Origin of the sequence: Cetobacterium sp. ZOR0034 (genome assembly GCF_000799075.1) — a bacterium.
Classification (GTDB): domain Bacteria; phylum Fusobacteriota; class Fusobacteriia; order Fusobacteriales; family Fusobacteriaceae; genus Cetobacterium_A.
The window spans coordinates 62,911-79,410 of record NZ_JTLI01000002.1 but is presented as its reverse complement, the minus strand read 5'-3'; the positions used below and the strand labels follow the sequence as shown (position 1 = coordinate 79,410).

Sequence of the window (16,500 nt, the reverse complement as noted above, 5' to 3'; positions counted from 1 at the left end):
GTCAAAATCAAATAATTATTGAAATATAGTGAAAAATCTTATAGAATGAGATATTGAAATATTAAAAAAATAATGAAGTTTCAGGAGGAAAATATGAAGTTTTTTTCTTTGAATAAAAAAAAGTATGCGACTTTAACTGTTAAGGAAAATAAATCAGAAAATAAAAAAGTTGAAGAAAAAGAGGAAAAAATAATAAAGAAGACCAAAATAACTGGTTTGTGGGAGAAATGCCCAGAGTGTAATGAGATTATCTATAAAAATGATATTGAGCAAAATTTACAAAAATGTCCACATTGTGATTATTATTTCTCGATGAGTGCAAAAGAAAGAGTTGCACTATTGATTGATGAAGATACGTTCCAAGAGATGGATAAAAATTTAGTTTCAGAAAATCCATTAGATTTCCCAGGATATAAAGAAAAATATGAAGCAGCAGTAGAGAAAACAGGGATGTTTGAAGGTGTAGTAGCAGGAATTGGAGATATTTTTGGAATAAAAGTAAGTATGGCTGTTATGGATTTTGATTTTTTAGGTGGAAGTATGGGATCAGTTGTTGGTGAAAAGATAACTAGAGCAATAGAAAGAGGAATTAAGTTTAAGATTCCTGTTGTAGTTGTATCTTCATCGGGAGGAGCTAGAATGCATGAAGGGATACTATCACTTATGCAAATGGCAAAGACTTCAGCTGCATTAGAGAGATTAAGAGCGGCAGGACTACCATTTATATCTATACCAGTAAATCCTACAACAGGAGGAGTTACTGCCTCGTTTGCAATGCTAGGAGATATTATAATGACAGAGCCAGATGCACTGATAGGATTTGCAGGTCAGAGAGTAATTGAGCAAACAATAAAACAAAAATTACCTAATGGATTCCAAAGAAGTGAATTTTTACAGGAATGTGGAATGGTAGATGTTATTGTAAAAAGAGAGGATATGAAGAGAACTCTTCATAAAATTATAGATAATATAATCTAGAAATAGCTTATTTATAGGAGAGTGTCATGAAATTTAATAACGAAATTTTGGATTTAGAAACGAAAATATCGGAACTTAAAAATTTTTCGAAAGAAAAAAAGATAGATTTGAGCTTAGAGATAGAAAAACTGACAAAGCAAAGAGATGAGTATTTAAAATCGGCATATGAAAATTTAAATGACTGGGATAGAGTAGCTATTGCTCGTCATCCAGAGAGACCATATACATTGGATTACATAAAAAATATGACGACAGACTTTGTAGAACTGCACGGAGATAGATTGTGCAAAGATGATCCAGCAATTGTTGGTGGACTTTGCAAAATTGATGGAAAAAAAGTGATGATTATTGGTCATCAAAAAGGAAGAAGTATAGAAGAAAATCTGCATAGAAACTTCGGAATGGCTAGCCCTGAAGGATACAGAAAAGCATTAAGATTGTTTAGAATGGCTGAAAGATTTTCGATACCAATAGTAAATTTAATAGATACAGCGGGTGCTTATCCAGGAATAGAAGCTGAAAAACATGGACAAGGAGAGGCAATTGCTAGAAATCTATTAGAGATGGCAGGTATAAAAACTCCAATAATCTCGATAGTAATAGGTGAAGGAGGGTCAGGAGGAGCATTAGCACTAGGGGTAGCAGATAAAGTTTATATGCTAGAAAATTCGGTTTATTCTGTTATATCACCAGAAGGCTGTGCAGCAATTTTATACAAAGATTCATCTAAGGCACCAGAGGCTGCAAATAACTTAAAAATATCAGGTAAAAGTTTACAAAGTTTAGGTATAATTGACGGCATTGTAAAAGAACCATTAGGTGGCGCTCATAGGGATTATAAGTGTGCAGCAAATGACCTTAAAAGTGTTATTTTGTCATCACTTTCAGAGTTATCTAAATTAGATGTAGATACTTTACTAAAAAATAGATATAATAAGTTTAGAAAAATGGGAAGTTTTATAGAGAAAACAATCTAAATTTTAATAGAAAGTGTCGGAGGTGCAAGTCTTTATGAAAAGAATAGCGGTTTTAACAAGTGGAGGAGATGCTCCAGGAATGAACGCTGCAGTAAGAGCGGTAGCTAAAGTAGCTTTAGCAAAAGGAATGGAAGTATTTGGAGTAAAAAGAGGATACTTAGGAATGTTACACGATGAGATATTCCAAATGAATGGAAGCCATGTATCAGGAATAATTGATAGAGGTGGTACGGTTCTTTTAACTGCTAGATGTTTAGAGTTTAAAGATCCAAAATTCAGAGCTATAGCTGCAGAAAATCTTAAGAAAAGAGGAATCGAAGGACTAGTAGTAGTTGGAGGAGACGGTTCTTATAGAGGAGCAGACTTACTATCTAAAGAGCATGGATTTAAAGTTGTAGGATTACCTGGAACAATAGATAACGATATAATCGGAACAGATTACACAATAGGATTTGATACTTGTTTAAATACAATATTAGATGCTATATCAAAATTAAGAGATACAGCAACTTCTCATGAAAGAACAATCTTGATGGAAGTTATGGGAAGACATGCAGGAGATTTAGCTCTTCATGCAACACTAGCAGGTGGAGGAGATGGAGTTTTAATTCCAGAAATCGACGAACCAATTGAAATGTTAGCTTACCAAATTAAAGAGAGAAGAAGACAAGGAAAATTACATGATATAGTACTTATAGCTGAAGGTGTTGGAAGCGTTCTTGAGATTGAAAAACAATTAAAAGAAAAAGTAACAACTGAAGTTAGAAGTGTTGTTTTAGCTCACGTTCAAAGAGGTGGAACTCCATCAGGATTTGATAGAGTACTAGCAACTAAAATGGGTGCAAAGGCAGTAGAACTTCTTGAAGCTGGAGAAGGTGGAGTTATGGTTGGAATTGAAAGCAACGAATTAGTAACTCATCCAATATCATTTGCTTGGGAAGGTACAAGAAAATACGATATTACTAAAGATTATGAATTAGCATTAACACTTTGTAAATAGGAGCTGGTGAAAAGTTATGATTACAGTTTTAGATGTTGTTAGAAAAGAAAGAAGAAAAAATAAAATAAAAAGAGAGATTGAAGATAACGATAGAAAAATTAGAGATAATAGAAAAAGAGTAGATCTTCTATCAAATTTAAAAGAATACTTAAAGCCTGGAATGACTTATGCTGAAATTATTGATATAATTGAAAACATGAAGGGTGACTACGAGGATAGAGTTGATGATTATATCATAAAAAATGCTGAGTTAGGAAAGGAAAGAAGAGAAATTTCTAAAAGCATAAAAGAGATTACAAGATCATTAGCTCAAAAGACTACAGTAGAAAAAAAGTAGTAAGGAGTTTAAATGGCAACTAAGTCATTAGAAATATTGATTGATGAGTTTAACAGATTACCTGGAATCGGAAGAAAAAGTGCTGTAAGATTAGCATTTCACGTTTTAGAAATGAGTGATACTGAGGTAGAAAGATTTTCTAAAGCGTTGAAAGATGTAAAGGAAACTGTTAAAAAATGCTCAGTGTGTGGAAATTTTAGTGAGAATGAAACGTGTGATATTTGTAGAGATGAATTTAGAGAAAAGGATATCATCTGTGTCGTAGAGGATAGTAGAGATATTATTCCATTAGAAAAAACAAAGAGATATAAAGGTACATACCATGTTTTAAATGGAAAAATTGATCCATTAAATGGAATGACACCAGACAAGCTAAATTTGAAATCTCTATTAGAAAGAGTAGCGAAAGATGAGATAAAAGAGGTTATTCTAGCTTTAAATCCAGATTTAGAGGGAGAAACAACAGCACTTTATTTAACTAAGTTACTAAAGCCGTTTGATGTAAAAATAACTAAGATTGCAAGTGGAATTCCAATGGGAGGAAATATAGAGTTTGCAGATGTTGCAACAATATCAAGAGCCTTAGATGGAAGACAAGAGATATAAAAAATTAAAAGTCGGCATATTTTGCCGACTTTTTTTATTGTATAATTATTTTAAATCGATAATGGCCTTTTCTAAACAGTCTAAAGTGAAACGAACTCTATCTTCACGAGCGTTTTCACCCATATGTCCAATTCTTATTACCTTACCGGCTAAAGGACCGTAAGAACCTGAAAGTAAAATATTGTATTTAGTTCTTAAATGAACTAAAAGATCTTCAGCTCTTATTCCTTCTGGAGGATAAAAGGCTGTAACTGTAGGAGAGAAATTATCTTCAAGATATAAAGTACACCCAAGTTCTTTTAGTCTTTCAATACAAAGATCTCTCATCTCTTCGTGTCTATCAAAAGTTCTATAAAGAGTTTCTGACAAAAGATTATCAATAGCTGTACCTAAGCTGATAATATCGCTTGCAGGCATAGTGTATGGGAATGATTTTTTCTCTTCAATATTTTTCCAATGTAAAAGATTACAATAGAAAGATGGAATTGGAGTACTTCTGTTTTCCATAGCTTTCCAAGCGTCATCACTAACAGCAACGATAGTTAATCCAGGAGCTGCTGAAAAAACTTTTTGAGATGCAGAAAGTGCAATGTCAACACCCCATTCATCCATTCTGAAATCTACTCCACCAAGAGCAGCAACAGTGTCTACAACAGTTAAAATTCCTTTTGATTTTAGCAGTTGACAAACAGGTCCGATATCATTTAAAAGTCCACTAGGAGTATCACAGTGTATAATAGTGGCGTATTTGAAATCAGAATCTTTTTCTAAGAAAGATTTTAAACTTTCTAAATCAATTGATTTTTTCCAGCTTGATTCAAAAATTGTAACATTCCCACCATAAGGCTCGATAAGTTCTTTAAATCCTTCGCCAAAAAATCCGTTTGAAATAACAAGAACTTTGTCTCCTTTTTCAGTTAGAGATGCACATGCGGCATCAAGTCCAAGCATACCTTCTCCACTCATAATAAGAATTTTAGATTCTTCAGAGCCGATAAAGTTTCTAAGTCTGTGACAAACAAACTTATAGTAACTTAAAAAATCTGGATCAAGATCAGGATTACCAAAAACTTTACTTCTAGCGTGTAGAGCATTTCCAGAAACAGTTGTTGGCCCAGCTGTCATCATAAGGTAATTAGGTCTGTAAAATAACATTATAAAAATCCTCCTTCAACTAATTATATTTGAGATTATTATACCTAAAAAGTAAAAAAAAAGCCATCAGAATTGGAAAAAGTAAAAACACCTTGTAAAGTTATACTTGAATTTAATTGTGCACTTATTAATAAATATTGCAATTTTTGATCTTAGGTGTTACTATGTTTCTATAAAAACATAGAAAAAACTTATTTTTAAATGTGCACAAATTAAAAAAGGAGTTAATATGCAGTTAACAGAAAGACAAAAAGAGATTGTGGAAATTATTAAGAAACATGGACCAATAACAGGAGACGAAATAGCAAAGATGATATACATAACTAGATCGGCTCTGAGAACAGATTTTTCTATTTTAAGAAAAATGTCAATAATAAAATCTAAACAAAAAGTTGGATATACTTATAATGAAGCTTTTGTGGAGTCAAATAATAAGACTTTAGTAAAACATATTATGAGTATGCCGATAACAATTGATGAGAGTTACTCAGTGTATAAAACGGTATTACTTATGTTTGAAAAGGATATTGGAACAATTTTTATAACAAAGGATGGGAACCTTGCTGGAATTGTTTCAAGAAAGGATTTGCTTAGAATCGCTATTGGGAAAAGAGATATTGAGCAGATTCCTATAAATCTTATAATGACAAGAATGCCAAACATAGTTTTTGCCACAGAGGATGAAACTATAGAAAGTTGTGTAAAAAAAATAATCGAACACCAAATAGATTCAGTTCCTGTGGTTAGAATAACTGAGAAAAATGGAAGAGAGAGTTACAAAGTAGTTGGAAGATTTACTAAAACAAATGTTAGTAAATTACTTCTTGATATAGTTGCGAATCAGAATAAAGAGAAAAGTGAATAGTTCAGTAAAATAAATTAGGAAATACAGGAGAGAAAGTATGAAAAATATTTACTTGTTCAGTGAGGGAAATGGTTTAGGAAAAATGATACTAGGTGGAAAGGGAGCCAACTTAGTTGAAATGAAAAGAATAGGATTACCTATTCCAAATGGAATGATTGTTACAACAACAGCTTGTAAAAATTATTTTGAGAGTGATAACTCTTTATCTAAATCAATGATTGATGAGATTGAGAAATCACTTCAAAAACTTCAGGAGGAAACGAAAAAGAGTTTTGAGGGAGAAAACTCTTTATTAGTTTCTGTGAGATCTGGAGCACCAGTTTCAATGCCTGGAATGATGGATACGATATTAAACTTAGGATTGAATGATATTGTAGTTGAGAAATTGATTGAAAAAACGAAGAATGAAAAATTTGTATATGAAATTTATTTAAGATTTATTGAGATGTTTAGTGAGATTGTAAAAGGAGTTCCAAGAGAAAAATTTTTAAAGATTAAAGAGTTTTCAAATGGAAAATCAGAAAAAGAGATTGTTGAGATATTCAAAAATATATATTGGATAGAAACAGGGGAGTTTTTCCCAGAAAATCCAAAAGAGCAGATAAAAATGGCAATAGAATCAATATTTAATTCTTGGAATAACGATAGAGCTAAAATATATAGACAACTTCAAGGGATTGATGAAAGTATGGGAACTGCCGTTGTTATTCAAGAGATGGTATTTGGTAATTATAATGAACTTTCGGGAACAGGAGTTGCATTTACTAGAAATCCATCGACAGGAGAAAATGTATTGTTTGGAGAATATTTATTAGAAGCTCAAGGAGAAGATATCGTAGCAGGTATAAGAACACCGAATTCAATTCAGAGTATGAAAGAGCAATTACCTAAAATCTATGAAGAGTTTTCAAAGATTGGGAAACTTTTAGAGAATCACTATGGAGATATGCAAGATATCGAATTTACAATAGAAAATGAAAAACTTTTCATACTTCAAACAAGAAGTGGAAAAAGATCACCAAATGCAGCTATAAAAATAGCTGTAGATATGGTAAAAGAAGAGATTATAACAAAAGATAAAGCTATTTCAATGATAGATACAGAACTTTTACCTCAAGTTTTTAATGGTACTTTTGAGGAGAGTGATTTAGTAGGAAAAAAGCTTCTAGGGAAAGGGTTACCGGGTTCAGCAGGGGTTGCAGTAGGAAAAGTAGCTCTTTCCACAGATATGGTGAAAGAAGGAGAATCTGTAATTTTAGTAAGAGTGGAGACATCCCCAGAAGATATCAAAGGCATGAGTTTAGCAAAAGGAATAGTAACGGTTAAAGGTGGAGCGACATCTCATGGAGCTGTAGTAGCTAGAGGAATGGGTAAATGTTGTGTAACTGGATGTGAAAGTATAAAAATAGATTCGAGTGAAAAGTTTTTCCAAATAGATGGAGAGAAGATTTTTGAAGGAGATATTATATCTATAAATGGATATAATGGTGAAATATATAAAGGTGAAGTAAAACTTAAAAAAGGTGAGATAAGTCAAGAGTTGAAAGAGCTTCTTGAGTGGTGTAAGGAGTTTAAGACTTTAGAGATTAGAATGAATGCAGATACACCAAATGATGTTTTGGTGGGAAGAGAGTTTGGAGCTGAGGGAATAGGTCTTTGTAGAACAGAGCATATGTTTTTTGAAGATGAAAAAATCTGGAGTGTTAGAGAGATGATAATAGCTAATACAAAAGATGAGAGAGAAAAAGCCTTAGAAAAACTTTTAGAACTTCAAAAGAAAGATTTTAAAAATATGCTTCACAAAATGGGTGGAATGCCTATGAATATAAGATTGCTAGATCCACCTTTTCATGAGTTTCTACCTAAAACTGAAAAAGATGTAAATAGATTAGCTCAACAATTAGAGAGGTCACCTTCTGAAATAGCAAGCAGAATAAAAGAATTAAAAGAAGAAAATCCTATGTTAGGTCATAGAGGGTGTAGATTGGCAATAACTTTCCCAGAGATATATGAGATGCAAGCAAGAGCTATAATGGAATCTGCGATTGAATGTAGTCATGAGGGAGGTAGTTGTGAGATTGAAATCATGATCCCTTTTATTGGAGGAATTAGTGAGTTTAAGTATATTAAAGAGGGAATTTTAAAAGAGATTGAAAAAGTATTTGAAGAGAAACAGAAAACTATAGATTATAAATTAGGAACTATGATGGAACTTCCAAGAGCGTGTTTAATTGCGAATGAAATAGCTGAAGAGAGTGCATTCTTTTCGTTTGGAACAAATGACTTAACTCAAACAACATATGGTATTTCAAGAGATGACTCAATAAAATTTATAGATCACTATAAAGCTAAAAATATAATGAAAAGAGATCCGTTCCAGTCAATAGATACTCGTGGAGTTGGAAAGCTTATAGTGTTAGCAAAAGAACTAGGGCAATCGGTGAAGCCAGACATAAAAATAGGAGTTTGTGGTGAACATGGAGGAGATCCGAAAAGTATAGAATATTTTAACGAATTAGGATTTAGTTATGTAAGTTGCTCGCCATTTAGAGTTCCAATTGCTATAGTAGCTGCTGCTCAAAGTGCTATACAAAAAAGGATGGGATAGAATGAATTTAAAAGAGGAAGAAATAAAATATTTAAAACTTTTATCGAAGAGTTTTCCAACAATTTCTGAAACGGCAACAGAGATAATAAATTTAGAAGCAATTTTATCTCTACCAAAAGGAACAGAACATTTTATAAGTGATATTCACGGTGAATATGAGGCATTCAATCATGTTTTAAAAAACTGTTCAGGAGTTATAAAAGAAAAAATTGAGAATCTATTTCCTAACATAATAGAAAAAGAGAGAAATCAGTTAGCAACAATAATTTATTATCCAAAAGAAAAAGTTGAGCTTATTCAAAGTTCGGGAATAGATATGCAGGAATGGTATAAAAAAACTATTCCCAGAGTTTTAGAAGTTTTAAAGATTGTTTCCTCAAAGTATACTCGTTCAAAAGTAGGAAAGGCTATGACAAAGGAGTTTTCATATATAATACAAGAGTTATTATATGAACGAGTTGAAGAAAAAAATAAAAAAGATTATGTTGAAGGTATAATTAAAACAATTATAGATATAAATCAAGGAAAAGAGTTCATAATAAATGTAAGCACTTTAATTCAGAAATTAGTGGTAGATAATCTTCATATAGTAGGGGATATATATGATAGAGGGCCGTATCCACATAAGATAATGGATAAGTTAATTAAATATCATAATGTAGATATTCAGTGGGGGAATCATGATATCCTATGGGTTGGGGCAGCATGTGGTCATGAGGCCTGTATAGCAAATGCGATAAGGATATGTCTAAGATATTCTAATCGTGAGATTTTAGAGGATGGATATGGAATAAATTTACTGCCATTGGCAACGTTAGCTATGGAGTATTACAGTGAAGATTCTTGTATAGAGTTTCAACCCAAAGGAAAAACAGAAAACAAAGAGACACAGTTATTATCTAAAATGCATAAGGCGATATCGATTATTCAATTTAAATTAGAGGGAGATATTATCAAAAGAAATCCAACTTTTGATATGCAAGATAGACTTCTTATGCATACTTTAATTGGTAAGAATAAAACCGTGGATTTGATTAATCCATATCTTTTGAATGAAGATGAGAAAGAGGTTGTAGAAGGCTTAGTTAGAAGTTTTAGAAACAGTGAAAAACTTCAGGAACATATAAAGTTTCTTTTAGAAAAAGGAAATGTGTATTTAAAAAGAAATTGTAATTTACTGTTTCATGGATGTATGCCTTTAGATGAAAAGGGTGGATTCAGAGAAGTAGATATCTTTGGAAAAAAATACTCAGGAAAACGATTGTTTGAAAGATGTGATCAACTTTGCAGAGAGGGATATTACGATGAGAATATTCAAGGCAAGGATTTTATCTGGTATCTTTGGTGTGGAAAAGATTCACCATTGTTTGGAAAAGATAAGATGAGAACTTTTGAAAGATATTTTTTTACTCAGAAAGAAACTCATAAAGAGGTCTATGATAACTATTATGAGTTTTTCGATAAAAAAGAGGTTGCTGAAAGAATTCTAAAGGAATTTGGAATTGAGGATGAGTATTCTCATATAATAAATGGTCATGTTCCAGTCAAAGTTAGAAAAGGAGAGACTCCAATAAAAGGGGACGGAAAAGTAATTCTAATTGATGGAGGCTTTTCAGAAGCCTATCAATCAACTACAGGAATAGCTGGTTATACTTTAATTTTTAATTCTCACGGAAAAAGATTGGTATGTCATAAACCTTTTGAAAATATAGGGGAATCTATTCAAAAATGTTTGGATATTCAGTCTACAACTGAGATTGTAGACAGTCGTTATGAAAGGTTAAAAGTTAGAGATACAGATGTGGGGAAAGAGTTAGAAGGTCAAGTGAAAGAGTTGAAAAAATTATTATTTTGTTATAAAAAAGGTATTATAAAAAGTTTGTAATAAAAATGGAAGAGTCAACTCTTCCATTTTTTAGTTTATTTACTTAAAATTTTATTTAAATTTGTAACGAATTCTAAAGGATTTTCTAAAGAAAAACCTTCAAGTAAAAGACCTTGATTATATAGAATATTAGAAAGTTCTTTTAGATCAGTTTCATTTGCTACTTGTAATTTATTAAATAGGGGGTGGTTTGGATTTATCTCTAGAACTTTTTGAGCTTTAACTCCCTCATTTCCAGGAATTTGAGATAAAAGCTTTTCCATCTCTAAAGATACTTCACCTTTAGAAGAAAGAGAAATTGAGCTATCTCCAAGTTCTGGATTAAGTTTTACTTCAACAACTTTTTCATTTAAAGTAGATTTTATTTTATCTAATAGAGATTTGTTGATTTCTGAAAGTTTTTTTAATTCCTCTTTTTCTTGTTCGCTCTCAAAAGAAACTTCGTAGACAGATTTAAACTCTTTTTCAGAGAAATTTTGCATAGTTTTTAAAGCAAATTCATCAGCAGCTTCTGTTAAATATAAAACTTCAAAATCTTTACTTAAAACATTAGAAACTTTAGGCATTTTTTCTAAAATTTCAATATTTTCACCAACAGCATAATAGATTTCATTTTGCTCAGGTTTCATTCTTTCTACATACTCTTTAAGAGATATAAAATCTTTATTTTTAGAGCTTTTAAACATAAGTAGGTTTTGTAGTTTATCTTTGTTTAATCCGAAATTTTCATGAACTCCGAATTTTATATGTCTTCCGAAAGTTTCCCAGAATTTTAGATATTTATCTCTATCATTATTCATAAGTTTTTCAAATTCTGAGATTATTTTCTTTTCTAAATTTTTAGATATATTTTTTAATTGTTGAGTTTTTTGTAGAATCTCTCTAGAAATATTTAGAGAAAGATCATCGGTATCAACAAGTCCTTTTATAAAGTTGAAATATTGCGGAATAAGTTCTTCGCATTTATCCATAATAAAAACATTTTTTGTATAAAGTTGTAATCCTCTTTTATATTCACGAGTATATAGATCATATGGCGGAGTAGTAGGAACAAATAAAATCGCATTATACTCTAAGCTACCTTGAATATTAAAGTTAAAGTGTAATAAAGGATTTTGCCAATCATGGAAGTTTGACTTATAAAACTCATTGTAATCCTCGTCTTTTAGTTCGTTTTTAGGTGTTTTCCAGATAGGTTTAGTAGAGTTAAGCCTTTCATCTTTAAAAAGAATTGGGTACTTAACATAATCTGAATATTTTTTAATAAGAGCTCTAAACTTATGTTCATTTAAAAACTCTTTATCTTCATCGTTATCTTTTATATGTAAAATAATAGAGGTTCCTATCTCAGCTCTATCAATCTCTTCGATATCATAGCTTCCTTCACCAGCTGAAATCCATCTAACTCCTTTATCAGAGTAAGGAGACTTTGTCTCTAAAATAATTTTGTCCGCTACCATAAAAGCAGAGTAAAAACCGACTCCAAATTGACCGATTATATTTAAATCACCACTTTTTTTAGCTTCCTCTAAAGAGTTTAAAAAAGCTTTTGATCCAGATTTTGCGATTGTACCAATGTTTTCAACGACTTCATCAAAAGTCATTCCAATACCCGTATCTTTGATAGTTAATGTTCTAGAATCTATATTTGGAATGATAGATATACTAAGTTCTTTAGAAGAATCTAAAATATGGGTATCTGTAAGAGCCTTGAATTTTAGTTTATCAATTGCATCGCTAGCATTAGAAATTAACTCTCTTAAAAAGATCTCCTTGTGAGTGTAGATTGAATGAACCATAAGGTTCAGAAGTTCTTTAGTTTCTGCTTGAAATACTTTAGTTTCTTTTTTCATCTTGTCCTCCTTAAAATAGCACTCCACACTTCTTGTGGCTAAGAAAATATATATCATATACTCTAAAAAAATGTCAAGAACTAAAAGAAAAACTTGTATTTTATAGTTCTTTGGTATATAATCTTTATGGAATTAGTAAAGAATTAGAAAAAGGTTGGTATATAGATGATTTTTCAAAGAACAGAACTATTGATAGGTAAAGAGAATCTAAATAAACTGAATAACTCACATGTACTTGTTTTTGGAGTAGGAGGAGTGGGAGGATTTGTAGTTGAGTCTTTAGTAAGAGCCGGAGTAGGTGAACTTACAGTTGTTGATTTTGATACTGTAGATATAACAAATTTAAATAGACAGGTTATTGCAACACAAGATACTATTGGTCAGGATAAGGTTGAAGTGATAAAAAAGAGAGCTCTTTCAATTAATCCAGAAATAAAGGTTAATGCCTATAAAGAAAAGTTTTTTAAAGATAAAAAAGAAGTGTTCTTCTCAGAAGATAAAAAATATGATTATATAGTTGATGCTATTGATTTAGTTACAGCTAAGTTAGATTTGATAACAATAGCCAAAGAATTAAAAATTCCAATAATCTCATCGATGGGAACTGGAAATAAAATAAATCCGACGATGTTAGAGATTGCAGATATTAGTAAAACGTCAGTGTGTCCTTTAGCGAAAGTCATGAGAGCGGAATTAAAGAAAAGAAGAATAGGAAAAGTTAAAGTATTATTCTCGAGAGAGTTACCGATGAAACCTAAAAGTTCAGAGGGCGATAGAGCAAAACAAAATAATGTAGGAAGTATATCATTTGTACCTTCAGTTGCAGGACTTATTATAGCAAGTGAAGTGATAAAAGATATAACTGGTTTAAAGAATGGTGGAGGAAATTAATATGAAAAAAATAGGAATTTTTTATGGAACAACTTCAGGAATAACTGCTGGGATTGTTGATGAAATAGAGTTTTATTTAAGAGGACAAGATTATGAAGTTTTTGACGTAGCCAACGGAATAGATGAGATGGCAGGATTAGATAATCTTATCTTAGTTTCTCCAACTTATGGTGTAGGAGAGTTACAAAGAGATTGGGAAACTGTTTATGAGACTTTTAAAACACTTGATTTTACAGGAAAAGTTGTAGGAATTGTAGGAGTAGGAAATCAATTTGCATTTGGAGAGTCTTATGTTGGTGCTATGAGAAAACTTTATGATGTTGTAGAGAAGAATGGAGCAAAAATAGTAGGATTTACTTCAACAGTAGGATATTCTTATGAAGAAACAGAGGCTATAGTAGGAGATCAATTCGTAGGATTAGCCCTAGATGAGAGTAATCAAGATAATGAAACTCCAGATAGAATAAAAGCTTGGATAGAGGAGATTAAACCTTTATTTAATTAAGAGGAAAAAGATGCAGAAAAGAAATTATAAAACATTGATAAAAGAGGAAGTTAAAAATCTTCTTAAAGATAAAGATACTGTACTTTTAGACGTTAGAACAGAAGAGGAGTATTGGGATGAATCTTTAAATGAGACAATTAATATTCCACTTCATGAACTAGGAGAGAGAATTACCGAGTTAGATAAAAATAAAACATATATAACTTTTTGTAGAAGTGGAGTTCGTTCAAAGTCTGCAGCTCTGATTTTATTAGAAGAGGGATTTGAAAATGTGTATAATTCTGAAGAGGGAATTTTAACTTGGTAACAAAAATTTGACAAAATTATTTTCATATGGTAATATAAATAAAATAAAAATTCAAGGAGAGTTCTAATGAAAAAAAATCAAGTTATTTCTAACAATGTAAATAGACAACCCATCCCCCCTAGATAGGGATTTGTGTTTTAAGCATTAGTTTATGTTTAGATACAGATCCATTTTGTGTTACAAATTTGGATCTGTATCTAAGGGGAAATAACTTTAAAAAAAGATTATTTTTATAGGATTCTTTTAATGAGGGTCACTTAGGTACAGTTGTACTTAGGTGACCCTCTTTTTATTTAAAAAAAATTTCGGAGGAGAAAAATGATAGGAGTAGAAACATTTATAACATTTGGAGCGTATTTAATATTTTTAATAGGAGTGGGAGTTTACTTTTATGGTAAAACCTCCAGTTCAGAGGATTACTTAATCGGTGGAAGAGGAGTAGGAAGTTGGGTAACTGCATTATCGGCACAAGCTAGTGATATGAGTGGTTGGTTGCTTATGGGTTTACCTGGAGCTGTTTATCTTTCAGGATTTGGGGAGATTTGGGTTGTAATAGGTCTTGCAATAGGGACTTATTTAAACTGGAAGTTTATAGCACCAAAATTAAGAGTAGAAACAGAGATTGAAGATACATTGACTTTACCAACATTTTTAGAAAGAAAATTAAAAGATGATAAGGGAACTATTAGAAAAATTTTGGCTGTAGGAACACTATTTTTCTTTACAATATACTCTTCATCTGGATTAGTAGCTGCTGGAAAATTATTTGAGTCGATACTTGGAATAGATTATAAGGTGGCAGTTGTAGTCGGAGCAGTAACAATCGTTGTGTATACATTTATGGGTGGATATTTGGCATCGTGTTGGACAGATTTCTTCCAAGGAGCTCTTATGTTTATGGCAATAATAGCTGTTCCAGTAATGGCTTATTATAAAATAGGAGATTTAGAAACTGTGAAGCAAGGAATAGAGTTAAAGGGAATAACTTTTGATATATTTAAACAAGGTGGAAAGAATATTGGAGTTATGGGTATCTTATCATCTTTAGCTTGGGGATTGGGTTATTTTGGACAACCACATATTTTAGTTAGATTTATGAGTATAAGTGATGTAAAAGAGTTAAAGAAATCTAGAAGAATAGCTATGATTTGGGTATTAATATCACTAATTGGAGCTATAGCAATTGGATTATTAGGAATTCCTTTATTTAAAGAGGTAAGTCAACTTGGTGGAGATGCAGAGAAGATATTTATTTATATGATAAAAGAGTTATTTAACCCTTGGGTGGCTGGAATTTTATTAGCAGCAATACTATCTGCAATAATGTCTACAATAGATTCTCAACTATTAGTATCATCAACAACATTAACTGAAGATTTTTATGAATATATAAAAAGAGATGCTACAGATAAAGAGATTATGTTTGTAGGTAGAGTTTGTGTAGTAGTGATTGCATTACTAGCTTTATTATTTGCTCTTAATCAAAATGCTAAAGTTTTATCGCTAGTTGCATATGCTTGGGGAGGATTTGGGACAATATTTGGACCAGCAATAATAGGTGTTTTATATTTAAAAGATGTAAGTGCAAAAAGTGTTTTATCAGGAATTTTAGTGGGGACATTTGTGTTTTTAATCTGGAAAGTTATTGGATTAGATGCTTATATGTATGAGCTATTACCAGGATTTATGACAAATTTAATAACAGTTTATATAGCTGAGAAAGTATTCTGTAAAAGGGTAGTTGAAGCATAATGAAAAAGGTACAAAATTATTTTGTACCTTTTTTTTCTAAATGTAATAATTCATCCTTTAAAGTTAATCCATACGCGTAACCTGTTAATTTTCCATTACTACCAATAACTCTATGACAGGGAATAACTATGGGAATTGGATTTTTATTATTTGCCATTCCGACAGCTCTACAAGCCTTTGGATTTCCAATAGCGATGGCAATGTCTTTATATGATTTTACTTCACCATAAGGTATTTTTAAAAGAGCATTCCAAACAGATTTTTGAAATTCTGTTCCTGATGGATTTATTTTAAAAGTGAAGTATTTTCTTTTTCCGTTTAAAAACTCTTCAATCTCTTTAAAAGCTTTTTCTAAAAGTTTTGTAAGTTTAAAGGTTCTATTTGAAGAGGGATTGTTGAGTTCTATTTTTGTGACTTCTTCTTCATTTGCTTCTATTTTAAGTAATCCGAGTGGAGTATCAAAAATATAAAAATAACCTGGAACTATATTTTTCATAAGACCTCCTATTAAAACATAATTTTAGATTATACTGAAATAATAGAAAAAAATCAAGATTATTTAAAAAAACATGTTCGTTAAAAGGTTAAAACTTTTAAAAACAAAATAATTGTAGTATAATAAATTAGTATGGTTTTGAAATTAAAAGGGAATTAAGTGAGAATCTTAAACGGTCACGCCACTGTGAAATGGACGAAGATAGTAAAACCACTGGGAAACTGGGAAGGGCTATTGTTAGGATGAAGTTGAGTCAGGATACCTGCCATAAAATTTAAATCTGCG

At 31.2% G+C, this 16,500-nt stretch carries 15 protein-coding genes and 1 riboswitch; of the genes, 12 read left to right on the top strand and 3 right to left on the bottom strand.

Annotation, left to right across the window (positions count from 1 at the left end; translation table 11 throughout):
- Positions 1 to 72 precede the first annotated feature (72 nt).
- Genes accD through recR form a run of 5 tightly spaced genes read left to right on the top strand, consistent with a single transcriptional unit; the run spans position 73 to position 3,898 of the window.
- On the top strand, positions 73 to 978 hold the full coding sequence (gene accD / locus L992_RS00925) for an acetyl-CoA carboxylase, carboxyltransferase subunit beta (RefSeq protein WP_047393953.1): 906 nt from the start codon (positions 73 to 75) through the stop codon (positions 976 to 978).
- A gap of 26 nt (positions 979 to 1,004) precedes the next feature.
- Positions 1,005 to 1,955: an acetyl-CoA carboxylase carboxyltransferase subunit alpha gene (locus tag L992_RS00920; protein WP_047381165.1), complete on the top strand. Its 951-nt coding sequence runs from the start codon at positions 1,005 to 1,007 to the stop codon at positions 1,953 to 1,955.
- 34 nt (positions 1,956 to 1,989) lie between these two features.
- Positions 1,990 to 2,955 carry a 6-phosphofructokinase gene (gene pfkA, locus L992_RS00915; protein WP_047381170.1) on the top strand — a complete coding sequence of 322 codons (966 nt, stop codon included), beginning with the start codon at positions 1,990 to 1,992 and terminating at the stop codon, positions 2,953 to 2,955.
- Between the two features lie 16 nt (positions 2,956 to 2,971).
- Positions 2,972 to 3,292, top strand: a complete 321-nt coding sequence (locus tag L992_RS00910) for a DUF496 family protein (protein WP_047381172.1) — start codon at positions 2,972 to 2,974, stop codon at positions 3,290 to 3,292.
- 12 nt (positions 3,293 to 3,304) lie between these two features.
- Positions 3,305 to 3,898: a recombination mediator RecR gene (gene recR, locus L992_RS00905; protein WP_047381174.1), complete on the top strand. Its 594-nt coding sequence runs from the start codon at positions 3,305 to 3,307 to the stop codon at positions 3,896 to 3,898.
- Positions 3,899 to 3,943: 45 nt separating this feature from the next.
- On the opposite strand, the gene L992_RS00900 is transcribed toward recR, so the two are convergent.
- Positions 3,944 to 5,053 carry an alanine--glyoxylate aminotransferase family protein gene (locus L992_RS00900; RefSeq protein WP_047381178.1) on the bottom strand — a complete coding sequence of 370 codons (1,110 nt, stop codon included), beginning with the start codon at positions 5,051 to 5,053 and terminating at the stop codon, positions 3,944 to 3,946.
- 229 nt (positions 5,054 to 5,282) lie between these two features.
- On the opposite strand from L992_RS00900, the gene L992_RS00895 reads away from it, so the two are divergent.
- The 3 genes from L992_RS00895 to L992_RS00885 are packed head-to-tail and all read left to right on the top strand — an operon-like array spanning position 5,283 to position 10,411.
- A complete protein-coding gene (locus L992_RS00895; protein ID WP_047381181.1) occupies positions 5,283 to 5,918 on the top strand; it encodes a helix-turn-helix transcriptional regulator in 636 nt (211 codons plus the stop codon).
- 37 nt (positions 5,919 to 5,955) lie between these two features.
- Positions 5,956 to 8,526, top strand: coding sequence for a pyruvate, phosphate dikinase (gene ppdK, locus L992_RS00890; protein ID WP_047393952.1), 2,571 nt, complete (start codon positions 5,956 to 5,958; stop codon positions 8,524 to 8,526).
- A 1-nt stretch (position 8,527) separates the two neighbouring features.
- A complete protein-coding gene (locus L992_RS00885; RefSeq protein WP_047381185.1) occupies positions 8,528 to 10,411 on the top strand; it encodes a fructose-bisphosphatase class III in 1,884 nt (627 codons plus the stop codon).
- A gap of 35 nt (positions 10,412 to 10,446) precedes the next feature.
- Here L992_RS00885 and htpG read toward each other — a convergent pair whose 3' ends face one another.
- Positions 10,447 to 12,264, bottom strand: coding sequence for a molecular chaperone HtpG (htpG, locus tag L992_RS00880; protein WP_047393949.1), 1,818 nt, complete (start codon positions 12,262 to 12,264; stop codon positions 10,447 to 10,449).
- 165 nt (positions 12,265 to 12,429) lie between these two features.
- Here htpG and L992_RS00875 point away from each other — a divergent pair, with 165 nt between their 5' ends.
- The 4 genes from L992_RS00875 (at position 12,430) to putP (ending at position 15,719) form a co-directional block, all read left to right on the top strand.
- On the top strand, positions 12,430 to 13,155 hold the full coding sequence (locus L992_RS00875) for a ThiF family adenylyltransferase (RefSeq protein ID WP_047393946.1): 726 nt from the start codon (positions 12,430 to 12,432) through the stop codon (positions 13,153 to 13,155).
- A gap of 1 nt (position 13,156) precedes the next feature.
- A complete protein-coding gene (locus tag L992_RS00870) occupies positions 13,157 to 13,660 on the top strand; it encodes a flavodoxin (RefSeq protein WP_047381194.1) in 504 nt (167 codons plus the stop codon).
- A 10-nt stretch (positions 13,661 to 13,670) separates the two neighbouring features.
- Positions 13,671 to 13,967, top strand: coding sequence for a rhodanese-like domain-containing protein (locus L992_RS00865; protein ID WP_047381195.1), 297 nt, complete (start codon positions 13,671 to 13,673; stop codon positions 13,965 to 13,967).
- Positions 13,968 to 14,285: 318 nt separating this feature from the next.
- The gene (putP, locus tag L992_RS00860; protein WP_047393944.1) at positions 14,286 to 15,719 is read left to right on the top strand and encodes a sodium/proline symporter PutP; all 1,434 of its coding nucleotides are present in this window, start codon (positions 14,286 to 14,288) and stop codon (positions 15,717 to 15,719) included.
- 16 nt (positions 15,720 to 15,735) lie between these two features.
- Here putP and L992_RS00855 read toward each other — a convergent pair whose 3' ends face one another.
- Positions 15,736 to 16,215 (bottom strand): methylated-DNA--[protein]-cysteine S-methyltransferase, encoded by a 480-nt coding sequence (locus L992_RS00855; RefSeq protein WP_047381197.1) that lies wholly within the window; start codon positions 16,213 to 16,215, stop codon positions 15,736 to 15,738.
- Positions 16,216 to 16,331: 116 nt separating this feature from the next.
- A riboswitch (cobalamin riboswitch) is annotated at positions 16,332 to 16,500 on the top strand.